Consider the following 15,193-nt stretch of genomic DNA (forward strand, 5'->3'; position numbering starts at 1 on the left):
AGTTGACCGGTTCACGAACTGAACTACTCCTGCGGCTCAGAGTTAGACTCACGAACCCACGTCACTGGGACAGGGGACTTCCGGACGATTTTGGCGCTGACACCTCCCATGACGTACCTGCTGAAATCAGTCTGTCCGTGTGTCCCCATAATCGCGAGATCGATTTCATTCTCGTCGATGTAGTCACAGATCTCCTTCGAGGGGGTGCCGTGTTCAATGACACTGGCGACCGCGTCAAGCGACGCGTTCTCGACCTTCTCGGTCGCCTCGGTTATAATTTCATTCGCCCGCTCAGTCACCTCCCTCTCTTTCAGGACGGAGCGTGCATCGGGCCCGAGGCCGCCGGTCTCGACAACGTGAAGCAGATGGAGTGTTGCCCCCGTCGCCCTCGCGATATCGATCCCCTGTGTCAACGCGAGTTCTGCGCCACGGCTTCCGTCTGTTGGGACGAGGACGTGGTTCGGAGGATATACGAGTGCCCGAACTCTGGCAGGGTTCACTGCAACGACGGGAACCGCCGCCGTGTTGATGACACGTTCGGTGACGCTTCCGAGGAGGATTCGCTGGATCCCACGCTGCCCGTGTGTCGGCATAACGATGCAGTCGATGTCGGACTGTTTGCTGTAGTCGACTATCGTCTTGTGCGGGTCACCCTGAAGGACCTCGGAGACGACGGGAACGCCCTTGTCTTTCACATATTGCGCGGCTTCCGCCACGATGCGCTCCCCTTCTGTTTCGAGAACGTCGATGACCTCTCCACGAATTGTGGTGACACTATCTCGGCCGGTGTCGGCGACGTTGAGGATGTGAATCGTCGCCTCGTGTTCGGCTGCGATCTGTAGTGCGTATTCGAGAACTGATTCTGCGGCGTCGCTTCCGTCGGTCGGGAACAGGATGGTGTCGTACATACTGGTAGTGGCGTGCTGGAATGTGGGTCAGCTATCCGGGCAGTGGAGGGTGTATCGGTTGTCCGTAGCTGGGTTCCCGTTTTCACACTCCTTGATTGTGGCTTCTGAGTCCCCGAGTGTACCGTTGCCCAAGCAGCAAAGCACTTCCGTCGGTCTGGTTTCGGAGACATTGTAACTCAGAGACACTGTCTGAAGAACTACGCAGTGACAGATAATAATATCTCGCCTGCAGAAGTCCTTTTGAGTGCTGTGTTGAATAGCAGTCTAATCTACTGATATCACGGAGTAGAAGGATGAAGCCGAGGAAATCGACTCTGTCCATGGAGATCGACATCCTCGACTTCGTTGAACAGTGTCGGCATCTAGCTAAACAAGCGTTAGGGAAGCACGCGGGCGAGCCCGCCAGCGGCGGGTTCGCCCGCTGGGTCCACGTCGTCTTGCACTGTTTCCGGGTCGAAGAAGAGTACAGCTACCGTGAAACGCCGAATCGGCTGGAATATATGGCTGAACTCCGTGAGCTTCTTGATCTTGACCAGGACGAGCTCCCGGACTACACAACGATCTACAAGTCCTTCGACCGGCTGAAAATGTGGGTCTGGCGGGCGTTGCTGCGCGTTTCAGCGCAGCAACACCCGCAGTCCGGTCATGCAGCACTCGACAGCACGTTCTTCGACCGCCGCATCTCTTCATCGTACTACCGCCAACGCTCTGGAAACAGTGTTCAGACGGTGAAAGTGACGACATTAACCGATGTGGAGTCCCTTGCTGTGCTTGACGTGCACATCTCTGCACGGTGGCAACACGACACCAAGACTGGACCGCAGGTCGTCCGCCGGAACGCGGACGACCTGCTGTCCGTCGCCGCTGACAATGCTTTCCAAGACTGGAACACCGAGTACGAGATTGCCGCACTAGATATCGACTACCTCGTTCATTACCGTGGTTCGTCACTGAACGCCACTGCGAATAACGCGCTCATTCGGTCAAAAGGCTACTTTCAGCGGTGGATGGCCGAAACCTCGTATTCGACGGTCAAGCGCTCGCTCGGCGATGCCGTGCGAGCGCTTGGCTGGTATCGGCAGTTCCGTGAAATCATCCTGATGTTCGCCATCACAAACATAGAACCGCTCTGTGAACCGCTCTAACTGTGACTCAGCATCTATTCAACAGAGCACTTTTGAGACATCTGTGGATGGAACACGCAGCGGCTTGCTCTCTGGCCTCAACAGGGTCGGTGCGTCGACTGGACGGTACTGACACATATTTTTAAGCCAATCCCCCCACCGTATTGAGATATGGCAGCAGTCCGACGCCTTGTTATCGATGTACTGAAGCCACATGATCCGCCCCTGTTGATGTTCACCGATCAACTGGCCGAAATTGAGAGCGTCGAGGGCGTAACTTCGTCTCTGATCGAATTGGATCAGGAAGTGCAAAACGTCAAGCTCACGTTCGAAAGCGAGGATCTGAATTTCGAGGTGATTGAAGATACAATCGAAAACCTCGGCGGGTCGGTCCACTCTGTGGATCAGGTTGCCTGCGGTGACTCCGTTGTGACGGATCGACGTACGTTACAGGATGCTTGATCCGCCGTGGCGTCCATTCGACAACTCTTCAGGCGACTTCTCGGAAAGGAGGATGTCCTCGCAATCTCGCGTCGGTACTTCATCTCGAACGGCTTTGACGGGACGCTTACGAGCATTGGCATCATCGTCGGCGCTGTCCTTTCGGGGGTTCCAGATGGACACACTGTGATCAAAATCGGACTGGGAGCGGCAGTCGGCCTCGGGACATCTGCTGTCTGGAGTGTCTGGGAGATCGAACGTGCCGAAACCCGGACCGAAATCAGACGTATCGAGCGAGCGATGCTCAAAGATCTCGACGATACCCGCGTTCAGCGGAACCAGAGCGGTGCCCGCTTCGTACACGCGATAATGAGCGGTCTGGGTCCACTTATCGGGATTCTGATCCCACTGACCCCATTCGTTGTAGCGGGGACTGTCGTCACAATGGCAGAAGCGGCACTCATTGCGGTCGGCTTGGGTATCGGTGTGTTGGGTGTGTTCGGCGCCTACATGGGATCGATTTCGGGCCAGCGGTGGTACGTTGCCGCAGCTCGGATGGGCCTTGCCGGCCTAGTCGTCGCAATTCTTAATCTCTTTCTTCCCGGGTGAGAGATCGCTACGCTGTCTTTTCACTGAGCACAGATCCCAACTGGCTTTTCACTGGTCGCCATACATGGTTGTAGATGCGTGTTGGCTTGAGGCAGTTCAAACGGCCGTTGTGCTACGTGATGGCGCTCCTGTATGTCGTCGCGGGGGGATTGCATTTTGTCGTGCCGGAACTATACGTCCAGATCGTGCCACCGGTCTTGCCGGCGCCACTTGCGCTGGTATATCTGTCCGGTGTCGCCGAAATCGCTGTCGGGCTCGGCCTGTTGGTGCCCCGGACGCGCTCGTACGCCGCATGGGCGACGATTGCATTGCTCGTCGCGATCTTTCCCGCGAACGTCTATATGGCAGTCTCCATGGTCACCATCGAAGGGACAGGTGGCGGCGATCCCTCTGCACTGGCCCGCTGGGCCCGGTTGCCGCTGCAGGGCGTGTTGATTCTCTGGGCGTACTGGTACACCGACTGAGCGTGGAGAATGCCCCGAATGACCGGTATCCAGTACCGTGACGAAGCGTCGCTGAAAGAGCCACGGAAATTGCGTGGCGGTGCTCTGTGTCGCCCTCCGTCTCGGTCTGGGCTATGAGCCCACTGTGATCTTCACAGAGAATCGACCCTGCGGGGCAACTGCTCCGCGGCGTTGTCGGCGAAGCCCTGACAGCGAGGACACAGTGCACGAATATGTGTAGGATAATCCGCAAATCATACTGTCGGCTGTAAGTCTATGAAGAATTTCGCCACCCCGGGGTGGCGAATATCTTGCAATAGTTACAGCCAACAGTGTCAGTATGGCAACTAATATGAAGAAAGCAGTAGACCACTGCTCTATGTCCAAATCAGCCCACACACAATCGACTGCCGATGTCTTTGCAGCACTTGACAGCGATCCTGCTGGGGTTTCGGCATCGGAAGCCGAAAATCGACGTGCAAAACACGGCGAGAACGAGATCACGCAGGGGAGTAAACGGACCCCACTCAAGATATTTCTCGCTCAGTTCGACAGCGCGCTTATCTGGGTACTCATTGCGGCGGCGGCACTTTCCGTGTGGGCCGGGCACACTATCGACGCGGTACTGATTACCGTCATTGTGGTCGCTAACGGCCTCTTTGGCTTCGTACAGGACTATCGCGCAGAGGAAACGCTTGAGTCTTTACGTGAATTGACCGCGCCAACAGCGACTGTCCGACGCAACGGAACTGCTGTTGAGGTTGATGCAACCGAACTCGTTCCGGGGGATGTTATCGAACTGGAGAGCGGCGATGTCGTCCCAGCTGATGGCCGACTGATCGAAGAGCAGTCTCTGGAAGTCGACGAGGCGGCACTTACTGGCGAAAGTGCACCGGTATCGAAGGGAAGCGAACCGGTCGACGCTGACGCGCCGCTTGCAGAGCGGGAATCAATGGTATACAAGGGGACAAATATCACACGCGGCTCGGGCATCGCCGTCCTCACGGCAACCGGAATGGACACTGAAGTCGGAGCTATCGCCCGCGAGCTCGCGGGAACTGAGGAGACTGACACACCGCTGCAGGAAGAACTCGATACGCTAGGCCGGACACTCGGCATCGGTGTGGTGGTCCTCGCTGTACTCGTGATTCCGTTCTTACTTTTCCGAGGCACCGAACTGGTTCAGGCAGCACTCACCGCTATTTCGCTCGCTGTGGCCGCGGTTCCCGAAGGACTCCCAGCGGTTGTGACACTAACGCTGGCACTTGGTGTCCGGAAAATGGCCGACGAGAACGCTCTCGTGAGGCGCTTGCCTGCTGTCGAAGCCTTAGGATCTGTCGATGTTATCTGTACAGACAAGACCGGGACGCTGACCGAGGGGCAAATGTCGGTCAGCCGGATTTGGGTCACCGATTCTGTTGTCGACCTTGACGAGACAGATGACGAATCCCCGTTGGATCGCGTTACCGCAGTCCTCCGTGCAGGGACATTGTGTAGCGATGCCACCCTTGAAGCAGGTGACCCGACAGAACGGGCCATCGTTATGGCGGCCGACGAGTCCGGAATCGACGTTGAACGCCTTCGCAACGAGCACCCGAGAACGGGCGAGATCCCGTTCTCGTCGGAGCGGAAATGGATGGGGACCGTCCACGAGGATACGGTCTACATAAAAGGCGCACCTGAAGTCATCCTCTCGAAGTGTTCTCGTGTCCTCACCGACGACGGACCCGCGAATCTGACACCCGACAGGGCCGAGCAGATAAGAGAACAGGTCGGGACGTTCGCTGACGACGCGCTCAGAGTTCTCGCAGTGGCGTACACAGAGGATACGACTGTAGTAGAACGTGACGACGTAACTGGTGACGCCGACGATGTCAATGACGACATGATCCTCGCGGGCCTAGTCGGTATGATCGATCCTGCCCGAGACGAAGTCGCCGACGCGATTGCGGCGACCAACCGTGCTGGTATTGATGTAAAGATGGTGACTGGTGACAACGTTCGGACAGCGGCCGCTATCGCTGGCGAACTCGGCATCGGTCAGACCGTCATGGAGGGTCGCGATGTTGAGCAACTCTCCAATGATGCACTTGGCGGCCGCGTTGAGGCAGTCGATGTGTTCGCACGTACGTCACCAGAACACAAGGTCCGGATCCTTCAGGCGCTGCAAGCGAACGGCCACACTGTCGCAATGACAGGCGACGGAGTCAACGACGCACCGGCGTTAAAAAACGCCGATATTGGCGTCGCGATGGGCGTGCGCGGAACTGACGTTGCCAAACAGGCCAGCGATGTTATCTTATTGGATGATAACTACGCGACAATCGAGCAAGCAATCGAGCGCGGGCGGGCGATCTTCGACAACGTCTGGAAGTTCGTCGGCTACCTGCTGAGCGCCAACGTGGCCGAAGTTGCCCTCGTCTTTATTGCCTCGCTCTTTGGCTACCTCGTCCTTCCAGCAGTCCAGTTGTTGTGGATTAATCTCCTGACTGATGGTCTGCCAGCACTTGCGCTCGGGGCCGATCCCAAGAGTGGTGACGTGATGCAGCGCTCGCCCAGAGATCCGGATCTCGGTATCGTCGATCATGATATGTTGGGGCTCATTGGGGGAACAGGACTGATCTCGACAGTGATTATGCTTGGACTACTAGTATTCACGCTTGACGGTGCACCGGTGGTCACTCCCTACGCGATGACGATGGTATTCACTGGATTCGTGTGTCTCGAATTCGAGAAACTCTATATCATCCGCTGGCTCCGGGAGACTCCAACACTGTCAAATCAATGGCTGGCGCTCGCTGTGGGCGGGTCAATACTCATGCAACTTTCCGTCCTGTATACCCCCCTCAACGACTACTTTGGGACGATTCCACTCGGACCGACTGACTGGGGACTGATTGGAGCGGTCCTCTTGGTTGCCTTGCCACTGTATCTCGCTGTCGCCAGCGGTGTGAAGCGGCTGTCACCTTCCGATAGCTTGCAGTAGCATATCATACGATTATTCGAACGAGCCGTTCTATGACACGCTCTGCCGTTTCATACTACTCATTCAGTCCGCAATTTTCACTTCTTGTTGACCGGATTCTTCGAGCAATAGCGAGGCGACCCTCTTCGTTTACGAACTGCTTCAGCCACGCCGAACCGAGCACAGCTGACAATTGGTTTCAGAGTTTCGCTCGCTGGCACAATGCTCCAAACGAAACACGACAGTACCCTGCTCTGACCGGAACAGGACAAGACTTTGCGGAGCCAGACAGCACAGCGGCTGCACTCGTTCCAGAGCCGCTGCGCTGACCCTCCTTCTCAGTGTCTGCGGAGTGCTTACTCGATTTCTAACTGACCACTTCCGCCGCCCTCCTCGCCATCATTCTCGTCCCATTCAAGTTCGAACTCGACACTTAATTCAGTCATATTGCCTGCCGGGCCTTCACGTTCGGCTTTGACTTCGAAGGTCGGTCGGGCAGGGGGGCTCAGAGTTACAGACTCGGAGCCTGCTTTCAGGTTGATAGCGCTTCCGCTGTCGAGATTGTCCGCGACCTTCCGGAGGTACGATGCGATCTCTTCTCGACTCTGGTCACTTTCGGACTTGAACAGGACTTCTTCAGGCATACGAGAGACGATACACAGGCTGTCCCAATAAATCCGCCTACCGTATGGCTGTGACACGCTCGCCGTCTAACTACTCAGGACCGTGATCTTGTGGTCGTCACGGCGAAGGCGTCTCGGCCGCCGAGAATCGACTCGTCGGTGTCTCGATGATCCGTTTTTGTCAGTGGCATCGAGAAACGGGAGCGCTGGGTGGGTAATCCGCGAGCGACTCGATCAGTGCATGTCTTCACCGTGGATCGGTCACCGCCGGGCAACTTGAGTTTGCGGCACCTATTTACTGTGTCTGGAGAATAGCCTGTTCCGTGCTCTCCAAAATCAAAGACGCTGTGTTTAGTGAACCCTCCGGAAGAGTCCATGCGTTGGTAATGTTTGCTAGCTCACTCGCTATGTTAAGTATCTATATTTATTACGACATTCTACGCGGTGTTTCCGACATCAGTTCGCTTGTTATGGCGGTTGGATTCGCTCTGTCTGGCCTTGCCGAGGTCCTCCCAACGGAGCGCCGACAGATAGCAGGCGTACTGCGCGCCACCGCGATTCTCTTGCTGACCGGTCTACTCACCCTCACGATATTTGTTCCCGAAGTTATTCTCGGGTCATCGTAGCAGGTCGTGTTCAATTTGCAGAGACAGTGAACGGTTGTTCCGGTGTTCTCTGAGCGATGGATTGAGATTGGTTGACTGTCCGGTCTGCCGTCGTCACGACCTCCACCGGCCACTCGCCACTGACAGGCGTTCCGGACGGCTTTGAGGCGATTGAGGCTCCAACACCCGTGGCTAGCCATCAAATCGGTTACAGCACTCTTTGTCGGGTAGCGCTGTAGAGTGGTTCGGGCAGGTCAGGCCAGAGAGGCAACGTATCGTCCCGGCCGTCGCTCTATTCAGTTCCTATCACGAACGGTGTGCCAGACTTAGAGGGTGAGTTCCGCAAGATTGTCTCATCTCTTTCAGACACTGCTCGCCGAGTTAGCTGCTCAGTGTGTGCGAACAGGGTGACTCCGTAGCAGAAGACGTTTGTCAAACTATCTGTGTGTCCTAGGTAATATCCCCAGATGCCGCTTCCTTCTCCGACTGGTGAGTGTTTCTCTCCTTGGTGGTGTTGTTTGGTGTAGCTCCGCAATCCCGTTCACCTCAGAACCGACAGGAGTTCGTCTACCCGGGAGTACGGTCCGCAATCGCGAGACTACATCATATCGTATTGAGCTGCTGTCCAAAACGACAAAACGGACGAGGTGGTGTATTGGAACCGATTCGATGCCCGTGCAGCGATAACCGTCGACGGCTCTCCGGAACTCGATTCAATTGGACGACCGGTCTGCACAGACGAAGACACTCATTGTGCTGGCACTCGGTGCGGCCGATGGAACTCCGAGCGGTGTGAACGACATCGTTGCAGTCGCCCAGACACGAGGGGTGTCTGAGCAGGAACGCGCCGAGACAGTGACAGTCGTCAGTAAGCGTGGTGGTCACGGGAAACTCACAGTCGCCGCCCATCCCCCCGAGGAGTGGCTTACACCTCCGGCGTTTCTGTGGTGTCTTCGCCTCTCTCGCCCACCCACTCTGCATTCCACTCGTCGATTGCGTCGAACACTGGCTCGAGTGCCGCACCCTTCTCAGTCAGACTGTAGTGGGTCTCGATGGGTGGTCCGTCCTTGACACGTCGGTCGACAATCGCGTCCGCCTCGAGTGATTCGAGAACTCGCGATAGTGTGTACGAACTCGCCCCGGAGGCTCGTTTCAGCTCATTAAACCGGTGGTCGCCATCGAACAGGGTATACAGAATCCGAAGTCGCCACTTGGTGCCGAACTGATCCAGCGATTGAACGCCCGAACACGCTTCCGGTGTGAGTTCTCGAACCTCTCGTAGATTCTCGTCAATGTCGTCGTCGGGTTCTGGAACCATACTGGAAATAGGGTACACCAATATGTAAGAATTCGTCTTGCAGAGACGCGGCGTGTCATAGAATCAGCCACGGATCACGAGCGCCACCCGTTTACTGATCGGTCCCCATACGCGATACCCACGGTCAGTACACACATTCCTGCTAGAATGCCAGATGTCGTTACAACATATTGCGTGGAGTGTTCACCATCTGTGTAGCGAAGCTGATGCCAGTGAGTGGTATCATCAAGAGAGCGACCGCATATCGAGCTTTTCGGAATCAATGCATCAGTCTGCTGTCTGGAGCCCGCAATAGTAGACTGGCGTGTGTCGGCTGTTCGTAACTGTCTGAGTCTCGCTCTATGACACGCTCAAGACGGTACTGCGCTCAACGAAACTGCTCCTGAATGGGGTGCTCATCACTCTGTCCGACTGTGTGGGGCCGTGAAATCGATATTTGGGCCGACTGGGATGAACCCGGCCGGGTTGATGTCCGTGTGACTCTGATAGTAGTGTTCCTTGATGTGGTCGAGATTAACCGTCTCTGCGACCCTGTCGTGTTGGTATATGTCGCGGGTGTATCCCCACAGGTTGGGATAGTCGACGAGTCGTCGGATGTTACACTTAAAGTGCGTGTAGTAGACGGGGTCGAACCGAACTAGGGCGGGGAACAGTCGGAGGTCGGCGATGGTGAGCGACTCCCCGACGAGAAACCGCTGGTCGCCGAGTACTTCCTCCCAGTGGTCGAGGGCGTCGAACATGGTCTCGACCGCTCCCTCGTAGGTGTCTTTGGTGTCTGCAAACCCGGCGGTGTAAGCGCCTTGGAGGATTGGTTCGTACAGCTCCTCGACGACTGCATCGATGCGGTCACGCTTGTCCGCCGGATAGAGGTCGTACTCGTCGCTGTGGTCAGCGAACGCCGTCGCGAGCATCTCCATGAGTTCGATGGACTCGTTGTTGACGATTGTATCTTCCTCACGGTCCCAGAGAACTGGCGTAGTGACGCCGCCAGTATACTCAGGGTCGGCTGCCGTGTACACCTCGTGGAGGAAGTCAGATCCGTGGATGGACTCCGGCGTACAGCCGGGTTTGTCAGGAGTGAACTGCCAGCCTCCGGCCCCACGATAGGGGTCGACAATGTCTATCGAGATGACATCCTCGAGCCCGAGTAGTTTCCGGACGAGAACAACCCCGTGTGCCCATGGACAGGCACGGGCGATGTACAGGTGATAACGTCCCGATGTTGGCGGGTAGTGAGTGGTCGGTGAGATGCGGTCTCGGAACTCATCTTCACTTCGATTCTGGTCGTCTTCGGTCAATTCGTCGGTCGTCTTCCAGTGGCCGTCGATGAGGCGTCCCATGTGTGCTGAACTGTGTTCTGTTGCTGGTCGTGTGCGTGCGGCGATTAGGCTGTCGCGACGGGTTCTTTGAGTTCGATGAGGTAGCCGAACGGATCTCGAACGTAAATCGCTGGGGCTTCACCGGTCGCCCCGTCGGGCGTCCCTTCTCGCTCGATAATGACTCCTGCGTCCTCGAGTTCCTGCTTGACGTCTTTGATGTCCTCGTTCAGGATGATTGCGAGATGGTCGAAGTTCTCCCGCTCGGGGTGGACGAACTCGTCGGTCGGTCTGACGTGGATAATCGTGTCTGGTGACAGCCGGAAGTGGAAAATCGGCGTCTCACCCCGTTCGTAGTCGTCGAATCCTTCGAGCGGGAACCCGAGGAGGCCTTGATAGAATTCGATTGCGTGCTCGATCTCGTCCTCCGGAATTCGGAGGTGAACGTGGTCGATGCGTCGTGCGTTCATCGTTCTGGATTGAGATAGAACTGTCCGTCGCATATAGTTCAGGCAATCCCGTTCTGATCAGGTCACACTCGGCTAACCACCCCACGAACGACGAGACACCAACTGGACAGCTTGACCGAAACGTCGCGAACAGCTTCCGCCAGTAGCGGGCCTCGGAACCGCAGGCCAGCGGGGCTAGACGACTCGCCGGTGCCCCTCCGCACAGGTCAGCGACTCAGTGCGTGGCTCGCGAAGGCGATCTACACCATCGGGACGGTGAAACGCTCACCGCTTCCCGTCTCTGTGTCACAGTCCGCGTCAAGACAAGAAGCCGGGAGTGGTGGCAGCCGCTGGCACCGTCAATTCATTCCCTGAGTGCATCACCGACACGACGAATAACGGACGGTGCAGCGGCCGCGAAGCGGTTCGCGATGGCGTATTGCGCGTAGAGATGGTGTCCGGGCGAGGAGACGGAGCCCTGACGGATCTGGCTGTCAGCGCTTTGGATTGTACTGCGGACGTAGGTGGCGAGGCGACGCGCCAGCAGTGTTGGTGACTCGTTGAGGAGGCCTCGGAGCCCCTCTATCGCGGCGGTGCGCTCCGTGTCGATCCGAGCGACTGATTCAGGGACACCGTAGGCGCTGTCCGCGATAGCATCAGTCGTGGCAGCGAGTGCATGGTCTGCGGTAAGTGCCCGCATCGTAGAGCCGACAGTGAGAGCGACACGACCGCTGTCATGATGCTTAACAGCGTTCTCCGCGCCGCTCCACCGAATCCGAGCGAGTTCTTGAACTAGCTCTTCGGCTGCCGTGTTCTCGATATCGCGGTCGATTTCACTTGTCAGTGCGTCTTTGTCCGGGGCGTCGACGTACGGTTCGACGTCTGCGAGGAGGGTTGTTGCGACCCGTGAGAACCGGTCCTCGTAGTCGTGTGTTTCCTCCAATGTTGATACGTAGTGCTCGCTGAGACGGCGAGCATCCGTGGCGTACGCCCGCCCCCACTCGACATCCTTCGCGAGTTCGGCGATGTGGAGGGTGGCATTTTCGAACTCGTGGACGCTATCACGCTTAATAATCCTGACACCGGTCTGACCCCAGTCTTCGATCCGGGCGTGTTCGACGAGTGTGCCCACTGGATCGGTCGGTGGGCCCGCGTATCGGGACTCCGCGAGGAAGGTTTTGGCGTTTCGATAGTGGCGGTCGCGCCGTGCGGCGACATCCGACTCGGTGAGGTCACCGTCGAAGGCGGCGAGTCCGGCGTGGACGAACATCGCCTCCGAGCGCGGGTGTGTGAGACTCACGACCGAGTCGGTCCGATCTATCTCCCGGTCGGCGGCCTGTGAGAGGGCACCGCGGGCGGCCTCACGCTCGCGAGCGAGTCTGTGACGGACGACCTCGTTCGGAACCCGGGAGACGTCTGTGTCCGCAAGGAGTGAGCGGACGTGCTGACGGACAGCCGTGAGGTGCGCTGGCGTCGGCTGGACGGGGAGTGCGGTGGACACCCGCGGCAAGTCATCAGGGAGGGCCGCGAGCTCTGACCCATCGTAGTCGGGAGCGGAGTCCCCGGACAACGGGGATAAGCTGCCACAGCCCGCAAGCGTTCCCGTGAGTGCGGTGCCAGCCGCGGCAAGCAGCGAGCGGCGAGTGCGGCGGGTCATGACGATTCACTCCCGTTCCGGTAGCGGTCGGGGACCGGATCGCAGCCCCCGCCCGAACCGACGGAGACTCCGTCATACTCATCGGCGGGAAACGGCAGGCGAACGAAGGCGGCGACGTGGTCGCGAGCGCCGCGCTCACAGGAGATGTGCGCATCACGGATCATCCGACAGAACTGGAGATTTGGGTCCTCGTCAGCGTCCCGGGTAATGTAATTCAGTTTCAGCCGGTGGCACTCGCCCACGCGTGTCTGGTAGACGAGCACGGATTCGTTCGAGTATGCCGTCTCTGCAACGAGTCGACGAACGGCTGCGACGTTCCGCGCATTGACGCCAAATTCGAGCGCTTCGGCCGCATCCTCGCTCGAAACGGTGTGGAGAGACAGCGGCTTGGGAGTCGGCGATGTGTTCTCATTGTGGCCAGTGCCGTCGCTGTCCTTGGTGGGCGCGACGACAGGTGGCTGTTCGCCCGGAGAGCGTGTCATGGTGACGGTATAGTCGGTGACAAGCGTACCGTTGTCGGGCGGTGTACTGGTCGTTTCGGGGGTACTGCAGCCAGCGAACGTAGATACGACACCGGCACCCAGCGTGGTAAGGAGGGCCCGTCGAGAGGGTGTGTGGACCATCGCGCATTAGTCGTGCTCGCGGAGTCACAAGAAAGGGCATGATCAAGCGTCGTTCCGTAAATCTGCGCTTCTGCGACATCTAATGTGTCTTGTTCTGCCAGATTCGGACCAGCGTTCGAATCCGTCGCATCGTCGTCACGACCTCTCGCCCAGTGGCCCACCATCGACACCCGGTCCAGACAGCTTCGATGGACTCTAAGCTGGCATCGCTTCGTGGTTCGAACTCGATCCTCCGCTTTGGGCCTCGGGCTGGTTCGTAGACGAAGCCCTTCGCGTCGGCAACAGACGCCCCGCTCATGGCTTGACACTCCGAACGAGGTCGCCGACGAGCGAGCCGCCGACATGTGGCCCGATATCCCAGCCACGTTCTGAGCGCGTGTATTCACACCACTCCAAGAGTGTCGCAAACGGCGTGGCTGTCAGCTCAACTTTCTCGGCGTCCCCGTCAGCTGAAACAACAGCGACAGCGAATTCGTCGCTGTCCCAGTACTGCGCTGCATCTTCGCCACTGACACCGAGAAACAGCGGGCGCTGGCCCAAGCATTCGCAGGCGAGTCGGTCAGTACATGAAAGCACTGACCGAGCCAATGCTCGTACAGATAGTCGTCTACGTTGCCACGCCCGCGCGGGTACTCCCAACAGCGGCGTCTCTGAGCGCGACGGAGAGTGACAAACTGGTGCTACCGCTGGTCATATGTGTCTGGGGTGCCACTGTGTTACAAATGATCACGGAAGGAGAAGCGGCTCCGGACTTTTCGCTTCGTGGCTTCTACGAGGGTGAGTTCGGAACCCATCAGCTGAGCGACTATACAACTGCGGGTGAATGGGTCTTGCTCACTTTCTACGCATTCGATTTCAACCCGGTCTGTACGTCTGGAATGTGCTCGCTACGAGACGCTGAGTTCCTTCAATTTGAGGACAATCTGACCGTCCTCGGCATTTCCGGCGACGGCCCATATGCCCACCGACAGTTCGCCCAGAACCACAATATAAATTATCCGCTGCTGGCGGACACTAGCCGCGAAGTTGGAGAGGCATATGGTGTCCTGCTGGACGATTACGAAGAGTCCCCGCGCATTCACCAACGGTCTGCGTTCCTCATCGACCCGGACCAGACCGTCCAACTGGTAGTCACAATTGACGCCGAAGATCCAGAAGAGATTTCAGTGGGACCCCTCGTCGAAGCAATTCGAACAGTCCGCGGTTGAGGTCTCGACTCTATCTTTACCGCATCAAGAGCCTTGGAACAGTATGTGATTCGTCTGGGGATCTGTACTGTGGACTGTCGTCGGTTTCAATTGCATCCGACTAAATCTACCGGCCACAGACATACTGAGTGGCCATCTCTCAAAGGCCACTTGAAATACTGAGTCACGACTTGTTGCACAAGTCGCTGTAGCTAGTACAGAATAATTATTCACTGGTGGCGATCAATCATATCTGGATGGCCGCCCTCAACAATCTTCGAGACCGAATCCGTCCGGGAGCGTTCCTATTTATGATGGCGCTTATCGGCGCAGCCACTTACTTCGAGTTCGTGTATTATGGGCCGACAACTCCGTATACAGTTGTCCTCTGGATAATCTGCGTCCCAATGTTGTTCGCGGCGACAGTAACCGGCGTTCGAAGCCACCCACTCTACCAGCCACTGATGTACGGCGGTTTTGTCGCAATCGGGACGCTACAGTATCTCGACGGTGACTGGGCTCTTCTCGCCGGGGTATTCATTCTCGGTGGTATCGGTGGACTGCTTTCGGAACTTCGGAATTGAGACAACCACTAACCGTCGTGACTGGGCTATCTTATTTTTGTGTGGACAGTAGACTCCCGGTTTCCCAACAGTGAAAACCCCGCTGTTGAGCTACGTGGTGCGACGACGGAGTACTGGTAGCCCTGCTCGACGGGACATGACGGCGGTGCTCGGGTGGTCGCTCCTCCCCTCGGAGCGACTGTCCGTCAAATTCTGCTATCGAAGACGACCTCCAAGAATCGGTGTCCGTCCGGAGAAAAACCTGATCCGCAACGCGACGCGGGTCGCCTTCGTATCATTCCCACACCGTGGCCACGTCTTCGAGATGTTCCATTCGTTTTCTCTCAGCACCTTGAGGTCAC

General features: G+C 57.4%; 16 protein-coding genes and 1 pseudogene. 8 read left to right on the forward strand and 9 right to left on the reverse strand.

Annotated elements, in window-relative coordinates; genetic code table 11:
- Positions 1-23: 23 nt before the first annotated feature.
- Positions 24-908, reverse strand: coding sequence for a universal stress protein (locus Har1129_RS19855; RefSeq protein ID WP_151102534.1), 885 nt, complete (start codon positions 906-908; stop codon positions 24-26).
- 320 nt (positions 909-1,228) lie between these two features.
- On the opposite strand from Har1129_RS19855, the gene Har1129_RS19860 reads away from it, so the two are divergent.
- The 6 genes and pseudogenes from Har1129_RS19860 to Har1129_RS21040 form a co-directional block, all read left to right on the forward strand.
- Positions 1,229-2,053 (forward strand): IS5 family transposase, encoded by an 825-nt coding sequence (locus Har1129_RS19860; RefSeq protein ID WP_151100279.1) that lies wholly within the window; start codon positions 1,229-1,231, stop codon positions 2,051-2,053.
- 150 nt (positions 2,054-2,203) lie between these two features.
- Positions 2,204-2,494, forward strand: coding sequence for a DUF211 domain-containing protein (locus Har1129_RS19865; RefSeq protein WP_151102535.1), 291 nt, complete (start codon positions 2,204-2,206; stop codon positions 2,492-2,494).
- A gap of 6 nt (positions 2,495-2,500) precedes the next feature.
- Positions 2,501-3,082 carry a VIT1/CCC1 transporter family protein gene (locus tag Har1129_RS19870; RefSeq protein ID WP_151102536.1) on the forward strand — a complete coding sequence of 194 codons (582 nt, stop codon included), beginning with the start codon at positions 2,501-2,503 and terminating at the stop codon, positions 3,080-3,082.
- Positions 3,083-3,156: 74 nt separating this feature from the next.
- Positions 3,157-3,546: a MauE/DoxX family redox-associated membrane protein gene (locus tag Har1129_RS19875; protein ID WP_151102537.1), complete on the forward strand. Its 390-nt coding sequence runs from the start codon at positions 3,157-3,159 to the stop codon at positions 3,544-3,546.
- Between the two features lie 331 nt (positions 3,547-3,877).
- Complete coding sequence (locus Har1129_RS19880) at positions 3,878-6,511, forward strand: calcium-translocating P-type ATPase, PMCA-type (protein ID WP_151102538.1); 2,634 nt, start codon at positions 3,878-3,880, stop codon at positions 6,509-6,511.
- A gap of 86 nt (positions 6,512-6,597) precedes the next feature.
- A pseudogene (locus Har1129_RS21040) lies at positions 6,598-6,723 on the forward strand (IS6 family transposase); the annotation flags it as partial.
- Positions 6,724-6,846: 123 nt separating this feature from the next.
- Here Har1129_RS21040 and Har1129_RS19885 read toward each other — a convergent pair.
- The 8 genes from Har1129_RS19885 to Har1129_RS19930 all read right to left on the reverse strand — a co-directional run bounded on the left by Har1129_RS19885 (position 6,847) and on the right by Har1129_RS19930 (position 13,669).
- A complete protein-coding gene (locus Har1129_RS19885) occupies positions 6,847-7,134 on the reverse strand; it encodes an amphi-Trp domain-containing protein (RefSeq protein WP_151102539.1) in 288 nt (95 codons plus the stop codon).
- Between the two features lie 1,509 nt (positions 7,135-8,643).
- On the reverse strand, positions 8,644-9,036 hold the full coding sequence (locus Har1129_RS19900; RefSeq protein ID WP_151102541.1) for a helix-turn-helix domain-containing protein: 393 nt from the start codon (positions 9,034-9,036) through the stop codon (positions 8,644-8,646).
- A 398-nt stretch (positions 9,037-9,434) separates the two neighbouring features.
- Positions 9,435-10,376: a glutathione S-transferase family protein gene (locus Har1129_RS19905; RefSeq protein WP_151102542.1), complete on the reverse strand. Its 942-nt coding sequence runs from the start codon at positions 10,374-10,376 to the stop codon at positions 9,435-9,437.
- Positions 10,377-10,420: 44 nt separating this feature from the next.
- The gene (locus tag Har1129_RS19910) at positions 10,421-10,822 is read right to left on the reverse strand and encodes a VOC family protein (protein WP_151102543.1); all 402 of its coding nucleotides are present in this window, start codon (positions 10,820-10,822) and stop codon (positions 10,421-10,423) included.
- A 343-nt stretch (positions 10,823-11,165) separates the two neighbouring features.
- Positions 11,166-12,458 carry a hypothetical protein gene (locus tag Har1129_RS19915; RefSeq protein ID WP_151102544.1) on the reverse strand — a complete coding sequence of 431 codons (1,293 nt, stop codon included), beginning with the start codon at positions 12,456-12,458 and terminating at the stop codon, positions 11,166-11,168.
- Positions 12,455-12,940: a hypothetical protein gene (locus Har1129_RS19920; protein WP_151102545.1), complete on the reverse strand. Its 486-nt coding sequence runs from the start codon at positions 12,938-12,940 to the stop codon at positions 12,455-12,457. Before Har1129_RS19920 ends, Har1129_RS19915 begins: the two co-directional genes overlap by 4 nt.
- 220 nt (positions 12,941-13,160) lie before the next feature.
- A complete protein-coding gene (locus Har1129_RS19925; protein WP_151102546.1) occupies positions 13,161-13,379 on the reverse strand; it encodes a hypothetical protein in 219 nt (72 codons plus the stop codon).
- Complete coding sequence (locus tag Har1129_RS19930; RefSeq protein WP_225307884.1) at positions 13,376-13,669, reverse strand: hypothetical protein; 294 nt, start codon at positions 13,667-13,669, stop codon at positions 13,376-13,378. The genes Har1129_RS19925 and Har1129_RS19930 overlap by 4 nt, the downstream gene beginning before the upstream one ends.
- Between Har1129_RS19930 and Har1129_RS19935 the strand changes: the two genes are divergently transcribed.
- Both Har1129_RS19935 and Har1129_RS21045 read left to right on the forward strand, forming a co-directional pair.
- Positions 13,648-14,289 carry a peroxiredoxin family protein gene (locus tag Har1129_RS19935; RefSeq protein ID WP_151102548.1) on the forward strand — a complete coding sequence of 214 codons (642 nt, stop codon included), beginning with the start codon at positions 13,648-13,650 and terminating at the stop codon, positions 14,287-14,289. The genes Har1129_RS19930 and Har1129_RS19935 overlap by 22 nt on opposite strands.
- A gap of 386 nt (positions 14,290-14,675) precedes the next feature.
- A complete protein-coding gene (locus Har1129_RS21045; protein WP_225307885.1) occupies positions 14,676-14,852 on the forward strand; it encodes a hypothetical protein in 177 nt (58 codons plus the stop codon).
- Positions 14,853-15,193 lie beyond the last annotated feature (341 nt).

Source organism: Haloarcula sp. CBA1129, assembly GCF_008729015.1.
Classification (GTDB): Archaea; Halobacteriota; Halobacteria; order Halobacteriales; family Haloarculaceae; genus Haloarcula.

What these genes read in the sequence shown, in the direction of transcription:
- Har1129_RS19855 (WP_151102534.1), bottom strand. Translation starts at nt 908, where the DNA reads ATGTACGACACCATCCTGTTCCCGACCGACGGAAGCGACGCCGCAGAA.
- Har1129_RS19920 (WP_151102545.1), bottom strand. Translation starts at nt 12,940, where the DNA reads ATGACACGCTCTCCGGGCGAACAGCCACCTGTCGTCGCGCCCACCAAG.
- Har1129_RS19905 (WP_151102542.1), bottom strand. Translation starts at nt 10,376, where the DNA reads ATGGGACGCCTCATCGACGGCCACTGGAAGACGACCGACGAATTGACC.
- Har1129_RS19860 (WP_151100279.1), top strand. Translation starts at nt 1,229, where the DNA reads ATGGAGATCGACATCCTCGACTTCGTTGAACAGTGTCGGCATCTAGCT.
- Har1129_RS19900 (WP_151102541.1), bottom strand. Translation starts at nt 9,036, where the DNA reads ATGGTTCCAGAACCCGACGACGACATTGACGAGAATCTACGAGAGGTT.
- Har1129_RS19925 (WP_151102546.1), bottom strand. Translation starts at nt 13,379, where the DNA reads ATGAGCGGGGCGTCTGTTGCCGACGCGAAGGGCTTCGTCTACGAACCA.
- Har1129_RS19875 (WP_151102537.1), top strand. Translation starts at nt 3,157, where the DNA reads ATGCGTGTTGGCTTGAGGCAGTTCAAACGGCCGTTGTGCTACGTGATG.
- Har1129_RS19880 (WP_151102538.1), top strand. Translation starts at nt 3,878, where the DNA reads ATGAAGAAAGCAGTAGACCACTGCTCTATGTCCAAATCAGCCCACACA.
- Har1129_RS19935 (WP_151102548.1), top strand. Translation starts at nt 13,648, where the DNA reads ATGAAAGCACTGACCGAGCCAATGCTCGTACAGATAGTCGTCTACGTT.
- Har1129_RS19885 (WP_151102539.1), bottom strand. Translation starts at nt 7,134, where the DNA reads ATGCCTGAAGAAGTCCTGTTCAAGTCCGAAAGTGACCAGAGTCGAGAA.
- Har1129_RS19910 (WP_151102543.1), bottom strand. Translation starts at nt 10,822, where the DNA reads ATGAACGCACGACGCATCGACCACGTTCACCTCCGAATTCCGGAGGAC.
- Har1129_RS19915 (WP_151102544.1), bottom strand. Translation starts at nt 12,458, where the DNA reads ATGACCCGCCGCACTCGCCGCTCGCTGCTTGCCGCGGCTGGCACCGCA.
- Har1129_RS21045 (WP_225307885.1), top strand. Translation starts at nt 14,676, where the DNA reads ATGTTGTTCGCGGCGACAGTAACCGGCGTTCGAAGCCACCCACTCTAC.
- Har1129_RS19865 (WP_151102535.1), top strand. Translation starts at nt 2,204, where the DNA reads ATGGCAGCAGTCCGACGCCTTGTTATCGATGTACTGAAGCCACATGAT.